Here is a 24,357-nt window from a genome sequence, read left to right as displayed (position 1 = left end):
TTTCTACGGCTCGGTGGCATTCGCGACGTCCTTGAGTACCTGGCGCCACGCTTGTTCGGGTCGCTGCTTGCCCTTGTCGACCCGGGTGATCCCGAGGCCGATCAGCGGTCCGATGTCACCGTCCTTGGGGCCCTGGTACTGCGGCCGCAGGGTTCTCGCGGCCTCGGTGAAGATGCGGCCGGTCGGTGCGTTGTTGAAGAACGCGTTGGTGTTGCCGAGCACGGCCGGGTCGTCGTAGAGCGCGGCCTGGCTGGGCAGGTGGCCCTGGGTGCGGAAGATCCAGCTCGCCTGCTCGGGTGCGGTCAGGAACCTGGCGAGCTCGGCGGCCTCCTTGCGGTGCTTGCTCTGCTTCGGCACGGTCAGGAACGAGCCACCCCAGTTGCCGCTGCCGCCGGGGACCGTGGCGATGTCCCACTTGCCGCTGGTCTGCGGCGCGTTCTGCTTGATGGTGTCGGTCATCCAGGCCGGGCAGGCCACGGTGGCGAACGATCCCTGCTGGAACCCGGCGTTCCACTGCTGGCTGAACGTCGCCAGCTTCGCCGACTCGCCGGCCTGCACGGCCTCGACCGCGAGGTTGAACGCGTTCTTGACGGCCGGGTTGTCCGCCACCACCACCTTGTTGCCGACGGCGGTGTAGCCGACCGGCGCCTGGCCGATGATGGCGTTGAAGACGTTGGAACCGGAGTCGAACCAGGCCACACCGTCGGGCGCGTTGGCCTTGAACCGCTTGCCGGTCGCGATGTACGACTGCCAGTCCGGCCACAGGGCGGCCACCTGGTCGCGGTCGGTCGGCAGGCCGGCCTGCGCGAACAGGTCGCGGCGGTAGCACATCGCCAGGCCGCCGACGTCGGCTCCCAGCCCCATCAGGCTGCCGTCGGGGCCGGTCGCCTGCTGCGACTTCCACGGCAGCCACTGGCCCGGGTCGGCGCCGTGGTCCCTGAAGTCGACGAACTTGTCGGACATGACCTTGAACTGCGCGATGTAGCCGCTGTCGATGGCCTCGATGTCGCCGGTTCCCGATCCGCCCAGCAGATGCGCCTGCAGGTTCTTGTGGTGGTCGTCGTACGACACGACGTGCTCGACGATCTTGACCCCGGGATGGCTCTGCTCATACTTGGCGTACAGGTCGCGGTATCCCAGGTCGCCGAAGATCTCGACCACGAGCTGCGTCTGGCCCGGCGTGGCGGAGCCGCACGCGCCGACCGACGTGGCGACGAGCGCCAAGCAGCCCAGCATCAGCGCCGTCAACGTTGCGGGCCTGCGGGTGCGCATCGAATCTCCTTCAGGCGTTCGGACTGCTGGCAGGATCGGATGCGGAGCAACGAGGGCGCGGCACCGCCGCACGATGGGTGCTGTCCCGAATCCGAGGTCGGCCCAAGGCCGTCGCCGGCCCGGTCGACCGGGCACGAACGCGAGGCCGCGGCGGAGGCGCTAGCAGGACGACGGCTTCGTGCAATGCGGTCAACAGCGCAGTGCACCCGGCCTTCGCGGCGGCGGTCAGGCACCGGTCCGCAGCACAACCTCGCGGAAGCGGCCCCAACTGCCGGAGACTCTAACCCGCTCGCTTTGTACCTGTAAAGTCCGAATTACAGCGAACTTTCGTATTATCCGCTCGGCAACCAGTGCCGGCTCCGGCCGAGACAGCCGTCCCCGCTGTCCGCATCCCCCGAGAGGTGACGAAGGGGTGGGATGGGCATACCTGCCAGCAGGTATACGTGGGTGCGGAAACCCGCAGTCGGAGAGTCCCGCTGGCGGCGAGGCTGTCCCCCAACGGTAGGAGAGAACGTGGATGGAGAAACATTCCACGCCCCCGTTGAACAGGTGATCCTCATGACGACTTGCCCGGTTGAGCCGATGCTGAGCACGGCGCTGTTCGTCTCGGACGCCTCCGCGACCAGCGACCTGGACGACGCCACCATTCGCGAGACCGTTCGCCAGACCCTCGAACAGCTCGGACCGGACGAGTGCTACGCCCGGGCCGCGGAGGTGTTCGGCGACCGTCCCGAGGTTGCCCTGCCCAGAATCCAGTGGGCCCGCGAGCTGTGCGCCCGCGCCATGCCGCCCGCGCTCGCCGGCGCGGCCGCCTGACGATCCGACCCGGCACCCTTGGCGCACAGCTCGGCGCTGTGCTCGCTCAGGGGACGTCGGTGATCGGGACCAGCGTCCAGAGCACCTTGCCCCACTGATCGGCCCACGTGCGGGTCCCTTCCGTGCCGCCGTTGACCTGGTGGGCGGTTCGCACGGCGTCGGCGGCGCCGCTCGCGGAGATCAGCAGGTAGCGCACGTGGTTGCTGCGCGGGGCGGCGAGCGTGGCCGTGAAGTCGCGGTCCGACGTGATGACGAACTGCCGCGGGTTCCGGCTGGCCACGATGATGGCGAACGCGTAGGCGGAGTCGGTGACCACCGACCCGTCGGGCAGGGCCATGGCGTCGAGGTCCCGGGCGACGTGTGCGTGCAGCCGGGCCAGGCCGGCGGTGCGGGCGGCGCCGGCGTCGGTGAGCCACTCCGACTCCTCGCGGGCGAGTCTCGGGATGCGCAGCGTGGAGGTCGCGGCCGGCAGTGCGAGCGCGACGGCGAGCAGCGCGGCGACCGCCCTGACGCGCCGGGGGTGTGGCCCGGCGGGCCGCCCCGGCACGGGTCCGGCGGTGGTCGTGACGAGTGCCCCGCGGTCGCGTTGTGCGGCACGCAGCATCCCGATGAGCAGACCGGCCAGCGGGGCCAGGGTGAGCCGGGAGCGCTTGCCGGGGTCGACCGGTGTGACGCCGGCCGTCGCGGGCGCGGGATCGTGGGCCGGGCCGGCCAGCAGGATCGCGGTGAGCAGCACCATCAGGGGCACTGCCGCGATCTGGAACCGTAGCCAGCCGAAGGAGTTGCCGCTCAGGAACGCCATGTTGCCGAAGGCGAGCACGGCGCCGAAGACGGCGGTCGGCGCGAGCATCCGTGGATCGCGCCGCCGCAGGGCGACTGCGGCGGCCAGCACCAGCAGCAGCGGCAGCAGCGGTTGGAGCCCGAGCAGCTGGTTGAGGGCGTACGCCGCCCGGTCGCCGAGGGTCTCGCCGGTGATGGCGTGGATGCCGCGTTCGTTCGCGGCGACCTGGGCGGCGTTGCCGTACTCCGATGAGAACGTCGCGAACCACTGACCGACGATGATCTTGCTGGCGAGGGCCCAGCCCGCCACGGACAGCACGACCGGCAGGGCCGCCAGGACCGCGTCGGCCTGCGCGGTCGCGTACCGCCACTGCGTCCGGTTGCGGCCGCGCCACCAGCTCACCGCGCCGACGAGCGCCGGCACGGCGAGTCCTGGGGCGAGTGCCTCGTAGCGCGCGCCGTAGGCGAGCCCGAGGCTCAGGCCGAGCGGGACGAGGGACTGCGGCCGCCCGTCGGCGAGCCAGCGCAGCAGGGCGCGCGCCGACATGACGAGGAAGAACATGAAGCAGGCTTCGCTCATGCCGTTGCCGGAGTAGATCAGCATCATCGGATGCGCCGCCAGGACGACGGTCAGCGTGACGCGGGACGGCAGGGAGACCCGCAGGCGGCGGAACGTGTCGTTGGCGGCGGCGATGGTGGCGGCCATGAACAGCGCGGACGACAGCGCGGCGACCACCCCGTCGTGGGTCAGCGCCGGCATGACGGCCTTCAACGGCAGCACCGGCAGCAGCAGCAGGGAGGGCAGCGGGTTCCACACGAACCCGACCGCGGCCAGGTGCGGGTCGCGGCTGAACAGAATGTAGTAGGCGTTGGCGACCCGGCTGGTCGAGTCGCCGGGGATCAGCCCGCCGCGCCAGAACCACCAGGCGACGGCGAGGTAGCACAGCAGCGCCGCGGTGAAGACGATCCGGCCTTCGGTGGGACGGATCCGGAAGCGGGCGGTCTCATTCGGCATTGGCCTGCTCCGTGGCTGGGCGCACCGTCGGCAGGTGCAGTCCGTGCGTCGTCTTCTCCCAGTACGACGGGTTGAAGACCAGCTGCAGGGCCGCCTTCGCCCCGGCGATGCTCGCCATCACCCAGTACACCGGCGAGAGCAGCGCGGTCAGGAGGAGATCGGGCCGGCCCATCTGATGGACCGCCAGGACGTTGAGGTAGATCACCACGGCGTTGCCGAAGACGAGACAGGCCAGGCCGACGTAGTAGAACGGGGTGTCGAACAGCGTCTGTACGGCGGCCGGGCGGGCCACGAACCACAGCGCCGTCATGGCCCAGAACACCGTGTTCAGCAACGCGGTGAGCGGCGTGCCGGCGACGAAGAGGTTGAGGCACAGCAGTCCGCGCCAGGTCAGCTGCCGCGCCGACGTTCGCGGCGCGCGCATGTGGATGAGCCAGGTCAGCAGGTACCCCTTGTACCAGCGGCTGCGTTGCTTGACCCAGTTGATGAAGTCGGAGTTGGCCTCCTCGAGGGTCACCGAGTCGAGCACGCCGACCCGGTAGCCCAGACGCGCCAGCCGGATGCCGAGGTCGGCGTCCTCGGTGACGTTGAAGGGATCCCAGGCGCCCAGCCGGCGCAATGTCGCCATGCGCAGGTGGTTGCTGGTGCCGCCGAGCGGGATCGGCATGCCGAGCGCGACGAGCCCGGGCAGCAGTGAACGGAACCAGGTCGCGTAGTCCAGCGTGAACCACCGTGTGATGCGGTTCTGGTCGGTGTTGAAGTACCCCAGTTCGGCCTGCAGGCACACGTACGTGGGGCCGAGCCGGTCGAACGCGACGGCGGCACGGCGCAGCTGCAGCGGATCAGGCCGGTCCTCGGCGTCGTAGATGGTGACCAGGTCGCCCCGGGCGAGCTGGAGGCCGTAGTTGCAGGCTTTCGGTTTGGTCCGCGGGTGTGCCGGCGGTACGACCACGAGCCGCACGTGCGGACCGGGCAGCACGGCCCGGGCGGCCGCGATGGTCTCCTGGTCGTCGGCCTCCAGCAGCAGCTGCACGTCGAGCTTCGCAGCCGGGTACTCCAGTGCCGCGAGGTTGTCCATGAGGACCCCGATGATCTCCGGCTCGCGGTACGCCGGGACGAGCACCGTGTAGACCGGCAGGTCGTCGTCGGGCACCGAGCGGGCCTCCTCGTCGGTCACCCGCACCCGGTGCTCGCGCCGGTTGGCGGCCCAGACCAGCGCGATCCGGAAGGTGATCGCCCCGGCGTACAGCACCGTGACGGCGGCGATGAGGACCTGCAGCGTCCCGACCGTCCACCACAGCAGCGCCGCCGCCACCACGAGTGCGGCGATGACGAGCACGGCCCGCTGCGGCCGGGTCAGCACGATGTGCGCGGACTGGTCCGGCCACAGGTCACGCAGCCCGTTGATGCTGCGGGCGAGGTGGATGTCGGTGCCGGAGTCCAGCTCGTCGGGGGCGGTGGTCACAGCTGACCTCCGGTGAGGCTGAAGCGGGCCACCGCGCCGCCACCGTTCTCGTAGTACTCGACGACGATCGTGTGCTGGCCGGCGGCGATCGGGACGTCGGCGGTGTAGGCGGTCGGCCCGTGGTCGCTCCAGCCGTCGATGACGACGTTGCCGTCGAGCCTGACCCGGATGCCGTCGTCACCCGTGGCGCTGAACCGGTACGTGCCGGCGTCCAGCTGCGCGGTCCTGGTCCAGCGTGCCGAGAAGCCGTCGGCGGGCACCGAGGGATCCGGCGAGCCGCCACCCCAGTCGGCGTCGATCTCGTCCTCGTCGCGGGTCAGCACGGCCGGACCGGTGAGGGTGGGGTTGGCGAAGTACTCGGCGGCGAACGGGACGGCGGGTGGCGGCGGCTCGTCGGTCTTGACGACGTCCAGCCGCGCGACGGCGCCGCCGCCGTGCTCGTAGTACTCCAGCACGATCGTGTGCGCGCCGTCGGCGAGCGCACGGGTCACCGAGTACCGGGTCGGCCCCTGGTCCACCCACTTGTCGAGCACCTTCACCCCGTCGACGAACAGCCGCACGCCGTCGTCGGCGGTGACGGTGAAGGCGTAGTAGCCCGCGGTCAGCTGCGCCGACCTCGTCCACCGCGCGGAGAACCCGTCGGCCGGGACGGCGGGATCGGGCGATCCGTCGCCCCAGTCGAAGCCGACGGTGTCGTCCTGGCGGGTCACCGCGGGAGCACCGGCAAGGGTCTGGTTGGCGTAGTACTCGCCGGTGTACCCGTCCTGCACGGTGACGTCACCGATCCGCTCGTAGCCGAACCCGACCAGCGCCCCGCCACCGCTCTCGTAGTACTCGACCCGGATGGTGTGGTTGCCGCTCAGCAGGACCTTGTCGACGCTGTACGGCGCGTTCTGGTTCTGCCACCGGTCGACGACCGGCACGTTGTCGACGTACACCCGGATGCCGTCGTCGCTGGCGCCGCTGAAGCGGTAGAGCCCGGCGGGCAGGACGTCGGTGCGGGTCCACCGCGCGACGAAGTGGTCGGCCGCGACCGCCGGGTCGGGTGAGCCGCCGCCCCAGTCGAAGTTGACCGAGATGTCCTCCCGCGCCAGGTCGGGTGCGCGGGTCGGGATCGGCGGCGCGTCCGTCGCCGACGGGGTGTTCCAGAACTCGGCGGTGTAGGCGGAGGACCCCTGCGCGTCGCCGACCTTGCGGTAGGTCAGCCGGGCCACGGCGTCGCCGCCGTTGTCGTAGTAGTCCATGACGATGCTGTGCGGGCCGCTGTCCAGCACCACGCTCGCGGTGTAGCCGGCCGCGCCCTGGTCGATCCACTTGTCGATGACCCGCACGCCGTCGACGCTGAGCCGCACGCCGTCGTCCGTGGTGGTGGTGAACTCGTACTCCCCCTGCGTGAAGATCAGTGTCCCGGTCCAGCGGGCCACGAAGTGGTCCGCTGTGACACCGGCGGCCGGGGCGCCGGCGCCCCAGTCGTGGTCGATCTCAGGCTCCTGCCTGGTCACGGTCGCAGCGCTGGTCGGGATGGCCGGTGCCGACCCGGCCCCGGGGGTGTTCCAGTACTTCGCGAGGAACGACTGGCTGGGCTGGTCCGTGGTGGTGTCCCAGTCGAGCTTCGCGAGCGCGTCGCCACCTTCGTCGAAGTACTCCAGCACGATGGTGTGGTCTCCGGCGCCGAGGTCGCCGACGTAGGTGTAGGCCGTGCCCGACTGGCCGTGCCACTGGTCGATGACGCGCTTGTTGTCGATGAACAGCCGTACACCGTCGTCGCTGACGGTGGTGAACCGGTAGCGACCCGCGGCGAAGTACTGCGTCTTCGTCCAGCGGACCGAGAACTCGTCGGCGGGCACGGCGGGGCCGGGCGCACCTTCCTCCCAGACGAAGTTGATCTGCGGATCCGACCGGGTGAGCACCGGGGCGCCGGACAGGCTCTTGTTGGCGAAGTAGGCGCCGCTGAACGCCGGCGAGGGCGTGTACGTCGCGGTGTAGTCGGCGTCGGTGTCCGGTGTGCTGATCGTGTGCCGGATGGCCTTGCCGTCCGACCAGCCGGTGAAGTGGTAGACGGTGCCGTCGGCGGCGACAGCGATCGGCGGTGCCGCAAGCTCACGCTGGAAGCCGGTCACACCCTCGACGGTGAGCGGTGTCGCCACCGGAACGCCGTCGAGCATCGTGCCCAGGCCCGCCGGCTCGGTGCGCAGCGTGATGTGCGACGTGCGGGGATGGATGTTGACGGATTTTGAGGTCGACAGTCCGGTCGTGTCGGTGGCCGTGACGATGATCTCGTACCACGTGTCCGCCGACGCCTCGCCGGTCGTCGGGATGGTGAACGACCCGACCCTGCCGGTGAGCGGCCCGACGAACGGGTGGAAGTGGGTGTGGTGGTGCAACCGCACCTCGGTCTTGATCGCGCCGTCGTTGAGGTCGAAGCCCGCACCGTCGGTGGCGAAGGCGTTGTACGTGATGGTGTCGCCCGCGCGGTACAGCGCGCCGTCGGCAGGCACGGCAACGGTCACCGTCGGCGGTACCCCGACCTGGACCACGATGGGCTTGGCCGGCACCGCGTTCTGCCCGTCCGAGACGGTCAGCTGCACCGTGTAGACGCCGACGTTCGGGTACGTCTTGGTCGGGTTCGCCGTGGTGCTCGTGGTGCCGTCACCGAAGTCCCACCGGTAGGTGAGCGCGTCCCCGTCCGGATCGCCGCTGCCCGCGCTCGAGAAGTGCACCTCCAGGGGCTGGACACCCTTGGTGACGTCGGAGGTGGCGTTGGCGACCGGCAGGTGCGTGGTGGTGTTGTACGTGATGCGACGCAGCTCGCCCGGGTAGTAGTTGAGGTAGTACAACGAGCCGTCGGGGGCCACCTTCAGGTCGACGACGCTGCCGGCGTTCGTGTCGAAGTCGTGCACGGCGGTGACGTTGCCGCTCCCGTCGAGCTCCGCCCGGCGGATGAAGCCTTTGGCGTAGTCGCCGAAGAACAGGTTGCCGCGGTACTCCGCCGGGAACATGGTGTCCCGGTAGACCGGCCCGCCGGTGACCGCGGCGCTCTCGCCGTCATGGTTGTACGTGTAGACGGGGTCGACGAACCCGGCGCAGTCGGCGGTGCACTTGCCTTCCTTGAGCGGCCAGCCGTAGTTGCCGCCCTTGACGATGCGGTTGATCTCCTCCCAGGTGAAGTCGCCCACGTCACCGCCGTAGAGCTGCCCGGTCGCGCTGTCGAACTGGAAGCGCCACGGATTGCGGAATCCGTACGCCCAGATCGCGCCGAGCTTGCCCGGCTGCCCGGCGAACGGGTTGTCGGCCGGGATCGAACCGTCCTTGTTGATGCGCAGGATCTTGCCGTGCGGGTTGCTCAGGTCCTGGGCGTTGCTCGAGTAGCCGTTGTCGCCGACCGCGAAGTACAGCTTCCCGTCCGGCCCGAACCGGATGCTGCCGCCGACGTGCAGGTGCTGGGACAGTGACTGCGTCTGGAAGATCGTGAACGGCCCGTCCGCGCCGACGTCCGCGGACGCGTCGAAGCGGACCAGGCGGTTCAACAGGTCCAGCCCCGTGTAGTAGAAGTACACGTAATGGTTCGCGATGCCGAAGTCCGGGTCGAACGCGATGCCGATGAGGCCCCGGTCACCCGTCGCCTCCGACGGAAGCTCCGCGAACGGCTGCGGCAGCAGCCGCCCGTCCTTGAAAATCTTGATCTTGCCGGTGCGCTCCATGATGAAGATGCGGCCGTCCGGCGCGATCTCGAAGCCGGACGGGCCGTCCAGGCCCGAACCGACGAGCAGTGAGGTCTGGAAGTTGTCCGGTGGTGCGGCTTTCGTCGGCGCGGCGACGAACAGCAGGGCCGCCAAGACGCACGCGACCATGACCAGAGCTCGAATCTTCACGGTTTCCCCAGGTCAGCATTCATGGATGAAATGGCTGCGTGTTCGTCAACGCAGCACGGTGTTATCGAAGATCGCGGTGACCACCGGCACCGCGACCGACGCCAGCGCGGAGCCGCCGAACCCGCCGGCGACCAGCGCCAGCGCCACTGCGGCGAGACGTCCCCGAGGCACGTAACGGCGTCCGGCAGCTCGCGGCGCCGCAACCGTCCGCGACCATCGCCACGCGAAGATCGCAATCGTGACGGCCGGCACCAGGTCGAGCGCACCCGGCGCCGTGACCGCCCGGAAGGCGTCCGGGCCGAACAGCCGTCCGGCCAGCAGGGCACAGATCAGGCCGACGACCGCTGTGGCGAGCACCGCGGCCCACGCCACCAACGCCCGGGTCAAGAAGCGCGGCGTCGCCCCGAAGCAGCACAACCCGGCCAGCAGGACGCTCAGCAGTGCCCCCAGCAGGGCAGCCGCCGGAGCGGCCGCTTCCGTCAGCACGAGCGGCTGTCCGCCGTAACGGACGGACAGCGCACCCGCGCCCAGCCGGTCGGCGAACGGGGCGCTGAGCAACGCCGCACCGTTGACCACCATCCAGCCGCCGACGTCGCGCAGCGCTGCCGTGGGCGTGACCACCGCCATCAGCGGAAGGATCAGCGCCCAACGCAGCCGGGCCGCAGCTCTGGTGCCCAGCAGCAGCACGGTGGCGCCGGCAAGGTAGGCGACCGCGGCGAGGAGCGGCCAGACCCGAGGAGTCGCACCGCCGGGTGCGAACACGGTCAGCGCGGCCGCCGTCCCGAGCAGCCCCGCCGCTATCAGGCCGTCCACCTGCCGATCGTGGACCTCCGGCTCCGCGGCGGACGGCCTGAGCCGGCCGACCAGCAGGGCCGCGGCCACCACCAAGGGGATCACCAGCGGCACGTTGGGCTCACTGTCGCGCAGGTCCGCCCACAACCGCGTGGCCGTGCCGGGGAACGCCGCCGCGGTGAACAGGCACGCCAGCGTCATCCGCACCCGGGCCGATCCGCGGACGGCGACGGCCGTCCGCCCGACGACCGAGGCCATCGCCGAACCGCGGCCGCCGTAGATCCACCGGCTCACGGCCGCATACCGGGCGACGAAGACCGTCCCGATCGCCGCCACGTTGGCCGCGAGGTAGTGCAGGTGCAGGCCTTGGACCAGCACCGCGAGCGCGGCGAGGTGCAGCGGGAGGAGCGCGTTGTTGAGCAGCCAGAAACGCCCGAACCGCCGACGCGCCCGATCCTCGACGTCCGGCATGACGAGGCGGTCGATCACGGCGAAGTTCCACCCGATTGCCGCTTGCGTGGCCACGACCGCGGCGGCCAGGTAGGGCACCGTGAGCCAACGGGTGAGCAGCCACAGCAGCACCGAGTTCACGACGATCCCGGACGCTCCGGCCGCGGCGAACCCCAACATCCGCGCGACCCGTGACGACGGCCGTACCGCCGTCTGCACACGCAGCCGAACCAGTTGGCGGGCGAATCGGACGCCTTCGCGGACGGAGGCCTTGCTCGCTCCCGCCAGCCGCGGTTGGAAGGTGTACGGGACCTCCGCGATGCGCTGGATCCGGCTGCGAACGAGGATCTCCAGCAGGATCTTGAACCCGTTCGGGCGGAGGTTGTCGTCGACCGCCTCCCGCCGTACCGCGAAGAAGCCGCTCATGGGATCGGTGACGTGTCGCAAGCGGTACGGAAAGGCAAGCCTGGCAAGGTGGCCCGACATCCGCGAGACCAGGCGCCGGACGGGGCCGCCGAGGCCGTCGGCATTGCCGGACGCACGGTAGCGACTGGCCACGACGACGTCTGCCCCGGCGGTGTCGACCGCCTCGACAACGGCCGGCAGCGCCTCGGGCGGGTGCTGCAGGTCCCCGTCCATCACGATCACCCAGGGCGCGCGGGCGGCGGCGATACCGGCCGCCACCGCCGCGCCCAGGCCACCCGAACGCTGACCCGGCGGGCGATGCAGCAGGCGGATCCGGTCCGCGGCGTCCGCGGCGGCGACTCGGATCAGCTCCGCGGTGCCGTCGTCGCTGTCGTCGACGAAGAGGACCTCCGCCGGCACATCGGTCAACACGGCGTTGAGCCGGTTCAGCATCGGCGCCACGTTGTCGGACTCGTTGCAGGTCGGGATGACAATCGTGAACTGCGGCGCCGGCTCCAGCAATTCCACGGCGCCCGCAAGGGCCTCCCGTTCGCCGTTGGAGGCGTTCACCAGGACGCTCGCGTCCGCTGGCAGATCGATATGCGGAGACCCACTCACCGGTTCACCGCCGGATCGCAACACAACCGGTCGTCGACCGGCGATTTCAGCCGCGGCAACGGGTCCATACCGAAATCAGCTGCCAAGGTGGCACAACCAGAGGATCTACGGTCCGCCGAGTCAAACAAAGGAATGGTCTCCGAAACAAAGTAAGAGAGCACAGTAGTTGGTTTCGGTGAATTTCTCGGCCGACGCGTCACACCAATGGGCGAGCAGTTCGTCGCGACCGGTGGCGCCGTTCGGCAGAAAATGGCGCACAGGCCACAGGTTGGGGGAACGAGTCCTCACTCGACCGCACCGGGATGCGCAAAAAGCGGACGAAGTCGGACTATCGCGTTATTCGCGACAAGATGACCACCGCTTTCTGAATGAATCCAGCGCGCAGCGCACCGGTTGTCCGGCGGATGCGGAGCGGTGATCGCCTTGCTGGACAATATGTAGTCCGACCATGCCGTCGAACTCCGAACAATGTGCAATCTGTGATCTACATCACATACCAGATATCGACATCTGACGCGTGATTCCTATTGCCGCAGGCATCCCTCGGAAAACCGGGCTCCGGACCGGTGAAGAGTGTCGCCACGCGTACCATTCCGGCGTTTCACCCGCACCGGGTGAGTTGCCGCCACGTTCGCGATGTTCCGCTGTGACCGATGACGTTCAGCGAGTTAGCGGAAAGCTCGGCGGCGCCGGAATACGTGTCGTTCCAGTTCGACCGCCGGGACCGGTGTCCGGTGGCCGGCGGGGTACCGCTATCCGCTGGTGATCGATGCGCTGTCGGCGGTGACATCCTCGATCGCCGTCGCGAGCAGCTCTCACGGCGGCGTGCCGACCACGATCAGGCCGACGTTCGCCGCGATCAGCAGAATCGCGGCGGTGACCGCCAGCACGGCCGGTCCGACCTTGCGGCACCGTTCGGCGGACAGGTCCGGTAGCCGGTCCGCCCACCGCGGCGCGGATCAACGACGCTGCGGTTTGGGCGCTCCGATTGACCGGCTGGTGTGATGATTTGTGGTTTTCGGGTGATTGATCGGGTATGCGGCTAGTTCAGTCACCGGCCACAAACGAGGAGTCATGATGTCCGAATACCTCGCCATGCGGAACGTGGACATCAGCAACCCGCTCAACAGCATGCTCCGATCCACGGCCGCCTTCCTTCCTCGGGCGATCGCGTTCATCGTCATCCTGATCGTCGGGTACCTGCTGGCCCGCCTGCTCCGCACGGCGGTCGACAAGTTGCTGGAGCGCGTCGGCTTCGACCGGCTGGTGGAACGCGGCGGCCTCAAGACAGCCCTCGCGCGCTCCCGCTACGACGCCTCCGGCATCGTCGGACAGCTCGTCTTCTACGCGGTGCTGCTGATCACCCTGCGGATAGCGTTCGACGTCTGGGGCCCGAATGCGGTCTCCACACTCATCACGGCCGTGATCGCCTGGCTGCCGCGGCTCTTCGTCGCGATCCTGATCGTCGTGGTCGCCGCGGCGATCGCCTCCGCGGTCAGAGACATCGTGTCCAACACGTTGGGGGGATTCTCCTACGGCCGCGCCTTGGCGAACATCGCCTCCGTGTTCATCCTCGGTATCGGCATCATCGCCGCGCTCAACCAGATCGGAGTGGCGACCACTGTCACGACCCCGGTCCTGATCGCGGTTCTCGCCACCGTGGCCGGCATCCTGATCGTCGGCGTCGGCGGCGGGCTGGTGAGGCCGATGCAGGCGCGCTGGGACAGGTGGCTGGACCGGGCGGAGACGGAGTCGGCCCGCCGGTCCGAGCTCCCGAAGGCGTACACGGCCGGCCAGAGCGACGCCGAGCGGCTGATGGCAGAAAGGCCACAGCCCGCCGCCACGCCGGTCGCCGCCGGCCAGCAGACCTCTTCGACCTACCGCGACCAGTCCGCCGGCCAGCGTGCCACCCGCCCGCCGTCGCCACCGCCCGCGGCGGATGACGCCACGCGGACCATGCCGTCGCAGACCGGTCAGCGGCCCCCGACGGCCCGGTAGAGCGGGCGGATGCTTGACCGCGGCGGTGGTCGCGACCCTCCCGGGCCACCGCCGCTCGTGCGAGCGGCAACCCGGCAGCTCTGCGGGCCTGCCGGGTTGCCGGGTCGGGCGGACCGTCCCGGACTCGCCCGGTCGGCCAGTCGGTCGGTAGCCGAACGGTCATGATGCCAGCAAAGGAGTAGTTGCGGCCTTTTCGCCCCGGTACGGCCCTTCTAGTGTCGTACTTCATGAGCACCCCCACCGCAAACCTGGGCGCCGGCCACGCGACCGTGCAGATGCTGCTTGACCGCCTCCACCAACGGATCGGCGCCGCCGGCCTCGCGGCGGCAGCCGTGATTCCCGGCCTGTCGGCACGGGTCGACCAGCACGCAGCCGAGGTGCGCGACCTGCTCGGCGTCCGGGGCCGCCGGCCGACCCTCGCGGCGTTGGCCAGCTACGCCGACGGGCTCCTGGACGGGGCCACCGACCGCGGATGGCAGGCGCCGCAGCACGATCTGGCGAGCTGGGTCGGCGCGGACGGTGTGACGGTCCGGCTCATGGCGCTGTGCGCCTTGGCCCGCAGCGCCATGGCATAGCGGCAGCAACAGCGCGTCCGGCGCGCGCCCCCTGGTCCCGCACCGCTGGTGGCCCGATCCATGCAATGCACGACCTCCCGATCCCGGGCGAGCTTTACGCCGCGTCCACTCGTGGATCATCGCCGCTGTCTTAGCATTGTGAATGGTCACCTGCGCACAAAACGGGGTGATCACGGCGTGAGGTGTGCGTGGAGGTGCCGGATGGGAACAGGCGGAGTGCCGTCGGGCCGGGATCCGCCTGTTCGGGGCGAACTCGTGCACGAGACCGAGCACACACGCGTCACCCGGCTGTTCGTCGCCGGGCACACGGTCATCCGCAAGGACCCACTGGGACCGGACGGGCAACGGCGGGTGCAGCACGAGTCGGCGATTCTGGAACGACTGCGCGGCGTTGCGGGCGTTGCGCAACTGGTGGAGACGCCGCGACAGCCCGGGTCGATCATGATGTCGGACGTCGGTGACACGAGCCTGGCCGGGCTGGCGAGGCCGCCGGCCGTCGGCGACCTGATCGGGCTCGCTGTGCAGTTGGCACAGGCGGTGGCGGGGATGCACCGGCGCGGTGTCATGCACCGGGACATCACGCCGGCGAACATCGTGGTCTCCCGCGACGGCACGCCGTCCCTGGTCGATTTCGCGTTGGCGTCGTCGTCGGCCGAGCTGCGTCCCGAGTTCACGCACCACACCGAGATCGTCGGCACATTGGCGTACCTGGCGCCGGAGCAGACCGGGCGTACCGCCCGGTCGGTGGATCAGCGTGCCGACCTGTACGCGCTGGGCGCGACGCTGTACGAGCTGGCGACGGGTGATCCGCCGTTCGGTCTCGGTGACCTGTTGCGGCTCACACATGATCATTTGGCTCGGGTGCCGGTGCCGCCGGCGCAGGTGAACCCGGCCGTGCCCGGGCCGTTGTCTGAGATCATCATGCATCTGCTGGAGAAGGAGCCGGACAACCGGTACCAGACGGCCGACGGCGTGGTCCACGACCTGAAGCGTGTGCGCGACGCAGATCCGCGTGCGGCCCCGCTGCGGGTCGGTGAGCGTGATGTTCCGCTGCGGCTGCTGCCGCCGTCGCGGCTGGTGGGCCGCGATGACGAGATGGCGGTGCTGCGGGCGGCGTTCGAGGATGCGCTGGCGGGCCGGTCTCGTGGGGTGCTGGTCGGCGGGGCGCCGGGGGTGGGCAAGACAGCACTGGTCGACGAGCTGCGGCCGGTGGTGACGGGCCGGGATGGCTGGTTCGTGGCGGGCAAGTTCGACCAGTATCGGCGGGATCTGGAGTTCGACGCGGCGCACCAGGCGTTTCGCGCGCTGGGTCGGCTGCTGCTGGCCGAGCCGGAGGATGAGCTGGCCCAGGTCCGCGGCTTGATGTTGGAGGCGCTCGGGCCGAACGCGGGGTTGCTGACCGCGGTGCTGCCGGAGTTCGCGGCCCTGCTCGGGGTGCGGCCCGATGCCGGGGATCCGCTGACCGCGCAGGTGCGGATGCAGCGCGCGGCCGTGGAGGTCCTGTGCGCAGTGGCGTCACAAGCTCGGCCGGTCGTGGTGTTCGTCGATGACCTGCAGTGGGCGGGGCGCACGACGCTGGGTTTCGTCGACCTTCTGCTCAGCGAGGAGCCGGTCGACGGCCTGTTGCTCGTGGGCGCGTACCGCGAAGGCGACGTCGACGCGGCGCACCCGATGGCGACGCCACTGTCCCGATGGCGCGAGCAGCCCGGGGTGCGGCACCTGCAGCTGGTCAACCTGCCCGGCCCTGATCTCGTCACCATGGTCGCCGAGATGCTGCACATGGATCCGGATCGGGCGGCAGGACTTGCCGGGACCATCGGCCCGTACACCTCCGGAAACCCTCACGAGACGGTGGAGCTGCTCAACGCACTGCGCCGCGACGGCGTCATGACCGTGGCGGCGGACGGGTGGCGCTGGGACGAGGCGGAGGTGCGCCGTCGCCTGCGCCGGTCCGATGTGGCGGGCATGCTGGAGGCGGGGCTCGAGGCCATGCCGGCGCGGTCCCGGCAGCTTGTGGAGTCGATGGCGTGTCTTGGCGGGCGCGCCGAGTTGGGCCTGCTGCAGACCGCGACCGGCGTGGACACGGTGGAACAGTGGCTGGCTCCCGCTTTCGATGAAGGCCTTCTCGTGATGGAGGCCGGGGTGCGCAAGGCGGTGCGGTTTCGGCACGACCAGACCCGCGCGGTGGTCCTGCGCGCGATGGACCCGCACCGGCACCGCGCCGTGCAGCTGTCCGTTGCGCGGCGGCTGGCCGCGGTGCCGGAGCTGTTCGCGGCCGCGGCGGATCAGTACCTGCCGGTGATCGACGCGGTCGACGACCCGGCGGAACGGCACCGGGTCGTGGATCTGCTGCGGCGCGCCGCCGGCCAGGCAGCGTTGACCGGTGACCACGCGCTGGTGGACGTGGTGCTGAGGGCCGCCTTGCGGTTGATCGGCCCGGATGAGACCGCCACCCTCGTCGACGTGCATACCGCCCGCCACGCAGCGTTGTACGGCCTGGGGCACCTGGACGACGCGGACGAGGAGTACCGCACAATCGAGCGGCTGTGCGACAGTGTCGTGGACCGGGCGGACGCGACCGGTGTGCAGGTGAGCAGCCTCACCCACCGGAGTCGCTTCGCCGAGGCGACCAGGCTGGGCGTCGAGTCGCTGCGAGCGCTCGGCGTCACCGTCCCGACGGCGGACCGGCTCCCCGCCGAGCTCGAACGTCAGTTCGCTTTCATGCGCTGCTGGCTGGATCGCCCCGACAGCGCCGAGGACCTGAACCGGCCGGAACTCACCGACCCCGCGCTGCTCGCCACGGCGCATCTGCTCAATGCGGTCATCGCCGCGTCGTACTTCGCCGCCGACTATGCCACGCACAGCTGGCTCGGCCTGCAGGCGCTGCGGGTCTGGGTCGAGCACGGCCCGGACCCCACCCTGATCGGGCCCGCCAGTGTCGCCTGCACCGCCGCGGTGCTGCGCGGGGACTTCTCGGCCGGTTACCGCTCGGGTCGGCGGCTCGTGGCGCAGGGCGAGGCCCGCGGCTACGAACCCGGCACCTCGCAGGCGCGCTGCCTGCTTGCCGGCCACAGCCATTGGTTCGAACCGGCCGAAGACGGTGTCCGAGCGTGTCAACGCGCCAGGGAGGGACTGATCGCCGGTGGTGATCTGGCGAACGCCGGCTACACGTACTACCAGACCGTGTCCGGCCTGGTGGACTGTGCGCCGACGCTGGACAGCTTCGTCGCCGAGGTCGACGCCGGGCTGGCGTTTCTCCGGCGTACCGGCAACGAACAGACCGGCCGGTTGCTCGACAGCTACCGGTGGCTGGTTGCGGTGCTGCGCGGCGAAAGCTTCGACACCGCGGGCGACGCGTACCCGATCGACACGCCCACGCCGCTCCCAGCGCATCTCACCCACGCGACGGCGGCCGCCATCTTCGACGATCCGGCCGGCCTGACGCGGCACAGCGCGGCGGCGATGTCGTTGCTGCTGAGTACCGTGGGCCCATATCCGACCGATGCGGCCTACCTGCTGCGCGGGCTCGCCCTTGCCCGGCAGATCCGTGACAGCCGCAACGGCGGGTGCGACGGTCTGCTGTCCGAACTGGACGACGTGGCGCAGTGGCTGGCCGCTCGCGCCGCGGACGCGCCGATGAACTTCCTGCACCTGCTGCGTCTGGTCGAGGCCGAGCGGGCCTGGGCGGTCGGCAACCTCCGAGCCGCCGCCCTCGGCTTCGACGCCGCCTTGCGCGCGGTCGCCCAGCGCCAGCGTCCATGGCACCGGGCTCTGATCACCGAACGCGCGGCCCGTTTCCACCTCGCCCATGGCCTCGAACACGCCGGCTACAACCTGCTTGCCGAGGCGCGCCGGGAGTACCTCGCCTGGGGCGCGACCGCGAAAGTTGACCAACTCGACCGGGCGTACCCGACCCTGCGACCGCCACCCGACCGAACCGCCGCACCGAGCACCGCCCAGCCCGATGATGCCCTCTACCAGCGGGCCGCCGTCACGGCCGGAACGCTCGATCTCCTCGGTATCCTGTCCGCCTCGCAAGCGCTGAGTTCGGAGACCAGCATCGAGCGGCTGCACTCGCGGGTGGCCGACGTGCTCGGTGCGATGACCGGTGCCACCGGCGTGTTCCTGTTGTTGTGGAGCGACGACCGGCAGGAGTGGCTGCTGCCTGCGCCGGGCGGCGACAGCGGCATCGTCCCGGTCAACGGCACCGAACACGCGGTGCCGATGTCCGTGGTGCGATACGCCCAGCGGACGCGTGAGCCGCTGGTCGTGGGCGACGCCACCCGCGACGACCGCTTCGCCCGCGACCCGTACTTCACCGACGTCACGTGCTGCTCGCTGCTGGCCGTGCCCATCCTCAGCCGCGGCACGCTGCAGGCGGTGCTGCTGCTCGAGAATCGACTCATCCGCGGCGCCTTCACCACCGGACGGCTCGAGGCGGTCCAGCTCATCGCCGGCCAACTCGCCGTCTCCCTCGACAACGCTCAGCTGTACGCCGAGTTCCGCCGGATCGCCGACGAGCAGGCGGCATTGCGGCGGGTGGCGACGCTGGTCGCCCGCGGCGCGGGGCCGGATCTCATGTTCGCCACGGTGGCCGACGAGGTCGGCGCGCTCTTCCGCGCCGACGGCGCGGTGATCATACGGTTCGAGGCGGACGGGGACGCGACGCTGATGGGAGGCTACGGGTTCGAGGACACCCAACTGGGCACGCGCGGCAGACCCGACCCCCGCTTGGCCATGGCGTCGGTCCAGGCCACCGGCCGCGCGGCTCGCCGCGATGTGGACGAGCCGATATCCGCGATCCTGCTCGAGGCCACCCACGTCGGGCTCCGTTCGATGGTCGCCAGCCCGATCGAGGTCGAGGGCCGGATCTGGGGAGCCATGGGCGTCGGGTCGCGTCACGAACGGCTACCTGAGGACACCGAGCAACGGCTGGCCGACTTCACCGAGCTCGTCGCGACCGCCATCGCCAACACTGAGAGCCGGGCCGAGCTCACCAACTCGCGGGCGCGGATCGTCGCCACCGCCGACCAGACGCGCCGGCGCATCGAGCGCGACCTGCACGACGGCGCCCAGCAGCGGCTGGTCGGCCTGGCGCTGGAACTGCGCACGGCACAGGCGGCACTGCCACCCGAGCTCGACGTGTTCCGTGCACAGCTGGACCGCGCCGTCGCCGGGGCGACCGGCGCGCTGGACGAGCTCCGCGAGATCGCCCGCGGCATCCACCCGGCGATCCTGACCGAGGGCGGCCTCGGCCCGGCGCTGCGCACGCTCGCCCGCCGCTCACCGATCCCGGTCGACCTCGACATGCAACCGATGGGGCGGCTGCCCGAGCAGGTCGAGGTCAGCGCGTACTACGTCGTCGCCGAGGCGCTGACCAACGTGGCCAAGCACGCGCATGCCTCGGCCGCCACGATCACCGTCGAAGCCGACACCGCCGACGCGGTCCTGCGCGTCTCGGTCCGCGACGACGGCGTCGGCGGTGCCGACTTCGCCCACGGCACCGGCCTGGTCGGCCTCAAGGACCGCGTCGAGGCACTCGGCGGCCGGCTCTCGCTCAACAGCTCCCGAGGGGCGGGAACCAGCCTGCGCGTGGAGTTCCCGCGCACCGCCACCTCACCCGCGGCCGAGGACCCGGCGACGATCATCCGGAAAGGATGACAACATCTCGCGAAGGGCGGGACAACCTGGCCGTATCAATGGGAATCAAGACGGCACAACACTGAACAGCAAGGGGACGGATTTTCCATGACGGGTGCAGTCGAGCTGCTGGACACCGCAGTGGGTGACCTGACCCTGGTACAGGACCTGGAACAGGGCCAACACATCATCCGTGGCACCGCCAGGCGGTTGGTGAACGCTCACGGGTCCACCGTGGTACTGCTGGAAGACGGATATTGCTTCTACGCCGACGAGGACGCAGTGAGCCCGCTGTGGAAGGGCAAGCGATTTCCTGTCCAGCAGTGCATCAGCGGGTGGGCGATCCTCAACCGTCAGCCGGCCATCGTGCCGGACATCCAGGTCGACGAGCGGGTCCCGCAGGAGGCGTACCGGCCGACGTTCGTGAAGAGCCTCGTCATCGTCCCGATGCGCGTCGACGATCCGCTCGGGGCCATCGGCGTCTACTGGATCCAGCCACACCATGTCACCGATGAGGAACTGGCCCGGCTCCAGTCACTGGCCGAGGCGGCCGGCGCAGCGCTGACACGCCTGGTGACGCCGGCAGACACCGTGCGGCGGCCCAGCAGGCCGGTGAGCTCGGGGGCGACGGGCACACCGGTATAGCAGGACCGCCCGCTCGCCGAGATCACACCGTGCTGGTGCGGTAAGATCGACATGCCCTTGCGTGAGGGCGCGTCACACGCCTTGCAATGCACGGTTGGCTTCCCCGGAGTGATGGGTCAGCGCCGGCGTCGCGTGTCGACGCAAGGTGAAGGACGGTAGCCGGTGCGCGCAAACCGAGTTCCGTTGCTGCTGAGGCCGAAGCCGCCGCCGCTCTGGCTCGGGCTGGTGGTCGCCACGGCGTTCATCGCGGCGGAGACCATCGTGCTGTTTCCCCTCAGGGGAGACACTCCAACGGGCGCCCCAGCCGTGGTCTACCTCTGCGGCATCCTGGTCGTGTCGATGGCGTGGGGCGCCGGGCCCGGTGTCGTGACAGCGGTGGCCAGCGCCGTTGCCTTGAACTATTTCCACGTCCCGCCCTTCTGGACGTTCCATTTCACCGCGCGCTGGGACCTGCCGACCGTCGTGATGTTCATCGCCACCGGGCTGGTGACCGGCCGCCTTGCCGACGTGGTCCGCTCCCGAGCCGCCGAGGTGTCACAACAGCGCCAGGACGCCGACCTCACCGCCGAGCTGGCCAGACACATGTTGTGCGCGGACGACGTACACACGGCGCTCGGCCCGGTGGCACAGCAGCTCGCGCACGTGCTCGGGCTGCGGTCCGCGGCGGTCGAGCTCGATGCGGTCCCCGGGGACGAGCGGCGGGCAGCGTTCCCGCTGCGCGACGGCGCGACACGCCTGGGCACCCTGCTGGTTCCGGCCGACCTCCCCGAACAGACCCGCGAGCGGCTGCACCGGGTGGTGCCGTCGCTGGAGTCGCTGCTGTGCGCCGCGCTTGCCCGTGAGGCGATCGCCGCATCGAGCCGCGAAAGGTTCACCGTGCTCATGGAAGAGCACGCCGCGTGGCGGCGCGTGGCCACGCTGGTCGCACGTGGGGCCTCACCGGCCGACGTGTTCGACGCGGTAACGGCAGAACTCTGCCGGACCCTCGGGCCGGCCCGCACAGCGCTGATGCGCTACGAGCCGGACGGCACCGCCACCCGCCTTGCGGGTCACGGCGAGCCGAACGGCCCGCCCGTGCCGCTCGAAGTGGACCGGCTCGCCGGGGCGGTGTTGCGCACCAGGCGTCCGACCCGGGCCGACGGCGACGAGCATGCCACGGGCCCGACCGCGAGCGGGCCGGGTATGCGCTCAGCGGTGGGCGTTCCCGTCATGGCGCAGGGCCGTCTCTGGGGCGTCCTCGCCGTGGTGTCGTTCACGGCCGAGCCCATACCGCCCGCGATCGAAGCGCGCCTGGCGGACTTCGCCGACCTCATCGCGGCCGCGATCGCCAACGCCGGGAGCCGTGCGCAGCTCGCCGCCTCTCGCGCCCGCATCGTCACCGCAGCCGACCACGTCCGACGACAGCTCGAACGAGAGCTGCACGACGGCGCATTGCAAGGTCTCGTCTCGGTCGGGCTCGACCTGGGCATGCTCGAGGCATCAATGCCGTCCGAGCTGAACAGGTACAAAGAGCAGCTGTCACGCACGACACGGCGCCTGAACGGCGTGTTCGCGTGCGTGCAGGAGGTCTCGCGCGGAATCCATCCGGCGATCATGTCCAAGGGCGGGCTCGGCCCCTCGATCAAGTCACTCGCCCGTCGCAGCGAGATCCCGGTGGAACTCCAACTCAACATCGACCGGCGGCTGCCCGAACTTGCCGAGGTAGCCGCGTACTACGTGGTGTCCGAAGCGCTCGCCAACGCCACCAAGCATGCCCAGGCAACTGTCGTGCATGTCAACGCCGAGGCGGAGGATGCGGTCTTCCGGCTCTCGATACAGGACGACGGTATCGGCGGAGCCAGCCCCGGCGAGGAATCCGGGCTGATCGGCCTGCAGGACCACATCGAGGCCCTCGGCGGCCACATGGAAATCCTGAGCCCCGTCGGACACGGCACAGCACTCCTGGTCAAGATCCCAATCGACGAGGTATGAACACACAGCACTGGACAGGAACGCCAACCGGTTGCGCCGAGCCCCCTGAGCTCGGCGCGGTGCAGCCACGGCCTGCCCGGGCTGCGCCGTTCAGGCGCCGGCGCCGCCGTCGACCGGCACGATCGCGCCGGTCACCATCGAGGCACGGTCGCTGAGCAGCCACGCGGCGACCTCGGCCACCTCGCGGGGCTCGGCCATGCGGCCGAGCGGGGTCGATGCGCTGATGCGCTCGATGATGCCCGGGGACACCGCTTCCCACGCGTCGATCATCTCCGTGGCGGTGCCGCCAGGGGTGATGCCGTTGACCCGGATGCCCTGAGGGCCCCACGTCACGGCCGCGGTCTCGGTGATGCTGTTGAGCGCGCGCTTCATGGCGCCGTACGCAGGGAGGGCAGGGTTCGCGCGGCGGCTGCCGATGCTCGAGGTGTTGACGATCGCCCCGCCACCGCTGCGCCGGATGAGTGCCGCCTCGGCGGTCATGGCGGTCCAGTGTGCGCGGAAGTTCACGGCGAACTGCGTATCGATGTCCTCGTCGCTCGTGGTGTCGAGCGGGCCGGGCTGCTGGATCGCCGCGCCGTTGTTGAAGGCGCCGTCGAGGCGCCCGTGCAGTTCCTCGACGCGGTCGACCGCCGCGCGGATGCTCGCACGGTCTGCGAGGTCCAGGCCGACGGCGTCGGCGACGCCTCCGTCGGCGCGGATCTCGGTGACGATGCCGTCGAGGGCGTCCGTACTGCGTGCGGCGAGCACGACGGCGGCGCCCTCGGCGGCGAAGAGCCGGGCCGCGGCCGCCCCGATGCCGCGGCTGGCGCCGGTGATGAACACAACCTTGCCGGTGAGCAGGCCGATGGGTGTGATGCCGACGTTGTTTGTCATGACGCCAGTGTCAGGCCGGCCTGCGTGCCGTATGCAGGCACAGGCGGTACCAGGATCCGTCGCCGCGCGGCGTGCAGACTTGGGGTATGGACAAGCAGGAGCTCGGGGCGTTCCTCCGTAGCCGTCGCGAGCGGCTCCGGCCGGAGGACGTCGGCCTCCCGTCCGGACCGCGACGCCGGACGCCGGGTCTGCGCCGTGAGGAGGCCGCGGTCCTCGCGCACATCTCCACGGAGTACTACGTCCGGCTCGAGCAGGGCAGGGCGCCACGGCCGTCGGGCGAGGTCCTCGCCGGGATCGCAGGCGCGCTACGGCTCACCGACGCCGAGTCCGACCACCTCCATGTCCTCGCGGGTACCGCGCCGACCCGTACCCGGCTGCACCGGCGCGACGTCCGCCCGAGCATCCTCGCGCTCCTCGATCGGCTGCCGCAGACCGCCGCCCTGGTCATCTCCGCCACGTTCGAGGTGCTCGCCTGGAACGACCTCGCGGCCGCGCTCATGGAGGACTTTGCCGCGCTCGCCCCGACGGACCGCAATCTCGCACGCCGTGCCTTCCTCCCCCCGGCCCGGCCTGATGCGACGCCGTACGGGATCTCCGACGCCGCCGAGTTCCGGCACCACGTCGTCATGGAACTCCGCGCCACCCTCGCCCGCTACCCGACGGATCCCGCGGTGAGCGGACTCGTCGACGAGCTCCGCGCCGCCAGCCCTGACTTCGCCCGGCTCTGGGAGCGCCACGACGTGCAGGCCGCGTCGGTGCTCACGAAGACCTTCCGCCATCCGGTCGTCGGGGACATCACCGTCGACTGCGACGCGCTCACGCTCACCGACCGGGACCAGCACCTCGTGCTCTACAGCGCGCCGCCGGGATCCTCTGGTGCCGAGGCTCTGGCTCTCCTGAGCGTCCTTGGAGCCGAGACCAGTGAGTATCTGCGGTAGCCTCGCAGCCGGCCACGGCGAAACCGCCGTGGATGCTGGCCGGTGGCCCCTCTTCGCCGGACGCCCGCCTGCCGGGTGAGGCGGCCGCGCCGGTACCTCTCGCACAACGGCTGGTCAAGGCGCGGCCGGTTGGGCCGCTCCCGAACTCTCCCGTGACTGGTCGAGGATCAGCGCTCCGGGGTGGGATGTCCGTCGCCGTACGGGATCGGCGGTGTGTTCGTCGGTGTTGTGT

Annotated in this window: 14 protein-coding genes; 8 read left to right on the top strand and 6 right to left on the bottom strand. The window is 70.4% G+C overall.

What is annotated here, in order from left to right; translation table 11 throughout:
• Positions 1–3: 3 nt before the first annotated feature.
• On the bottom strand, positions 4–1,272 hold the full coding sequence (locus OHA72_RS36885) for an ABC transporter substrate-binding protein (RefSeq protein ID WP_327000680.1): 1,269 nt from the start codon (positions 1,270–1,272) through the stop codon (positions 4–6).
• Positions 1,273–1,830: 558 nt separating this feature from the next.
• Here OHA72_RS36885 and OHA72_RS36880 point away from each other — a divergent pair.
• A complete protein-coding gene (locus OHA72_RS36880) occupies positions 1,831–2,088 on the top strand; it encodes a hypothetical protein (RefSeq protein WP_327000679.1) in 258 nt (85 codons plus the stop codon).
• Between the two features lie 46 nt (positions 2,089–2,134).
• On the opposite strand, the gene OHA72_RS36875 is transcribed toward OHA72_RS36880, so the two are convergent.
• The 4 genes from OHA72_RS36875 to OHA72_RS36860 are packed head-to-tail and all read right to left on the bottom strand — an operon-like array spanning position 2,135 to position 11,437.
• Positions 2,135–3,883, bottom strand: coding sequence for a glycosyltransferase family protein (locus tag OHA72_RS36875; RefSeq protein WP_327000678.1), 1,749 nt, complete (start codon positions 3,881–3,883; stop codon positions 2,135–2,137).
• Positions 3,873–5,348, bottom strand: a complete 1,476-nt coding sequence (locus tag OHA72_RS36870) for a glycosyltransferase family 2 protein (RefSeq protein WP_327000677.1) — start codon at positions 5,346–5,348, stop codon at positions 3,873–3,875. Before OHA72_RS36870 ends, OHA72_RS36875 begins: the two co-directional genes overlap by 11 nt.
• Positions 5,345–9,220, bottom strand: coding sequence for a PA14 domain-containing protein (locus tag OHA72_RS36865; protein WP_327000676.1), 3,876 nt, complete (start codon positions 9,218–9,220; stop codon positions 5,345–5,347). The genes OHA72_RS36870 and OHA72_RS36865 overlap by 4 nt, the downstream gene beginning before the upstream one ends.
• Positions 9,221–9,265: 45 nt before the next feature.
• A complete protein-coding gene (locus OHA72_RS36860) occupies positions 9,266–11,437 on the bottom strand; it encodes a glycosyltransferase (protein WP_327000675.1) in 2,172 nt (723 codons plus the stop codon).
• Positions 11,438–12,138: 701 nt separating this feature from the next.
• Between OHA72_RS36860 and OHA72_RS36855 the strand changes: the two genes are divergently transcribed.
• The 6 genes from OHA72_RS36855 (at position 12,139) to OHA72_RS36830 (ending at position 22,314) form a co-directional block, all read left to right on the top strand.
• Entirely contained in the window at positions 12,139–12,420 is a 282-nt protein-coding gene (locus OHA72_RS36855) for a hypothetical protein (RefSeq protein WP_327000674.1), read from the top strand.
• Positions 12,421–12,562: 142 nt separating this feature from the next.
• Complete coding sequence (locus OHA72_RS36850; RefSeq protein ID WP_327011740.1) at positions 12,563–13,483, top strand: mechanosensitive ion channel family protein; 921 nt, start codon at positions 12,563–12,565, stop codon at positions 13,481–13,483.
• 227 nt (positions 13,484–13,710) lie between these two features.
• On the top strand, positions 13,711–14,058 hold the full coding sequence (locus tag OHA72_RS36845) for a DUF6401 family natural product biosynthesis protein (RefSeq protein ID WP_327000673.1): 348 nt from the start codon (positions 13,711–13,713) through the stop codon (positions 14,056–14,058).
• Positions 14,059–14,169: 111 nt separating this feature from the next.
• Positions 14,170–19,719, top strand: a complete 5,550-nt coding sequence (locus tag OHA72_RS36840; protein WP_327000672.1) for an AAA family ATPase — start codon at positions 14,170–14,172, stop codon at positions 19,717–19,719.
• Between the two features lie 120 nt (positions 19,720–19,839).
• Positions 19,840–20,343 carry a GAF domain-containing protein gene (locus OHA72_RS36835; RefSeq protein ID WP_327000671.1) on the top strand — a complete coding sequence of 168 codons (504 nt, stop codon included), beginning with the start codon at positions 19,840–19,842 and terminating at the stop codon, positions 20,341–20,343.
• 183 nt (positions 20,344–20,526) lie between these two features.
• On the top strand, positions 20,527–22,314 hold the full coding sequence (locus OHA72_RS36830) for a sensor histidine kinase (RefSeq protein WP_327000670.1): 1,788 nt from the start codon (positions 20,527–20,529) through the stop codon (positions 22,312–22,314).
• Positions 22,315–22,404: 90 nt separating this feature from the next.
• On the opposite strand, the gene OHA72_RS36825 is transcribed toward OHA72_RS36830, so the two are convergent.
• The gene (locus tag OHA72_RS36825) at positions 22,405–23,187 is read right to left on the bottom strand and encodes an SDR family NAD(P)-dependent oxidoreductase (protein ID WP_327000669.1); all 783 of its coding nucleotides are present in this window, start codon (positions 23,185–23,187) and stop codon (positions 22,405–22,407) included.
• 86 nt (positions 23,188–23,273) lie between these two features.
• Between OHA72_RS36825 and OHA72_RS36820 the strand changes: the two genes are divergently transcribed.
• A complete protein-coding gene (locus OHA72_RS36820; protein WP_327000668.1) occupies positions 23,274–24,125 on the top strand; it encodes a helix-turn-helix transcriptional regulator in 852 nt (283 codons plus the stop codon).
• Positions 24,126–24,357 lie beyond the last annotated feature (232 nt).

The sequence above is a fragment of the Dactylosporangium sp. NBC_01737 genome (genome assembly GCF_035963215.1).
GTDB lineage: Bacteria > Actinomycetota > Actinomycetes > Mycobacteriales > Micromonosporaceae > Dactylosporangium.
The sequence above is the reverse complement of the archived record's forward strand: the minus strand, read 5'-3'. Positions and strand labels throughout refer to the sequence as shown.

Coding starts and splice junctions, on each gene's coding strand:
- OHA72_RS36885 (WP_327000680.1), bottom strand. CDS start 1,272: ATGCGCACCCGCAGGCCCGCAACGTTGACGGCGCTGATGCTGGGCTGC.
- OHA72_RS36880 (WP_327000679.1), top strand. CDS start 1,831: ATGACGACTTGCCCGGTTGAGCCGATGCTGAGCACGGCGCTGTTCGTC.
- OHA72_RS36875 (WP_327000678.1), bottom strand. CDS start 3,883: ATGCCGAATGAGACCGCCCGCTTCCGGATCCGTCCCACCGAAGGCCGG.
- OHA72_RS36855 (WP_327000674.1), top strand. CDS start 12,139: ATGACGTTCAGCGAGTTAGCGGAAAGCTCGGCGGCGCCGGAATACGTG.
- OHA72_RS36850 (WP_327011740.1), top strand. CDS start 12,563: ATGTCCGAATACCTCGCCATGCGGAACGTGGACATCAGCAACCCGCTC.
- OHA72_RS36845 (WP_327000673.1), top strand. CDS start 13,711: ATGAGCACCCCCACCGCAAACCTGGGCGCCGGCCACGCGACCGTGCAG.
- OHA72_RS36825 (WP_327000669.1), bottom strand. CDS start 23,187: ATGACAAACAACGTCGGCATCACACCCATCGGCCTGCTCACCGGCAAG.
- OHA72_RS36820 (WP_327000668.1), top strand. CDS start 23,274: ATGGACAAGCAGGAGCTCGGGGCGTTCCTCCGTAGCCGTCGCGAGCGG.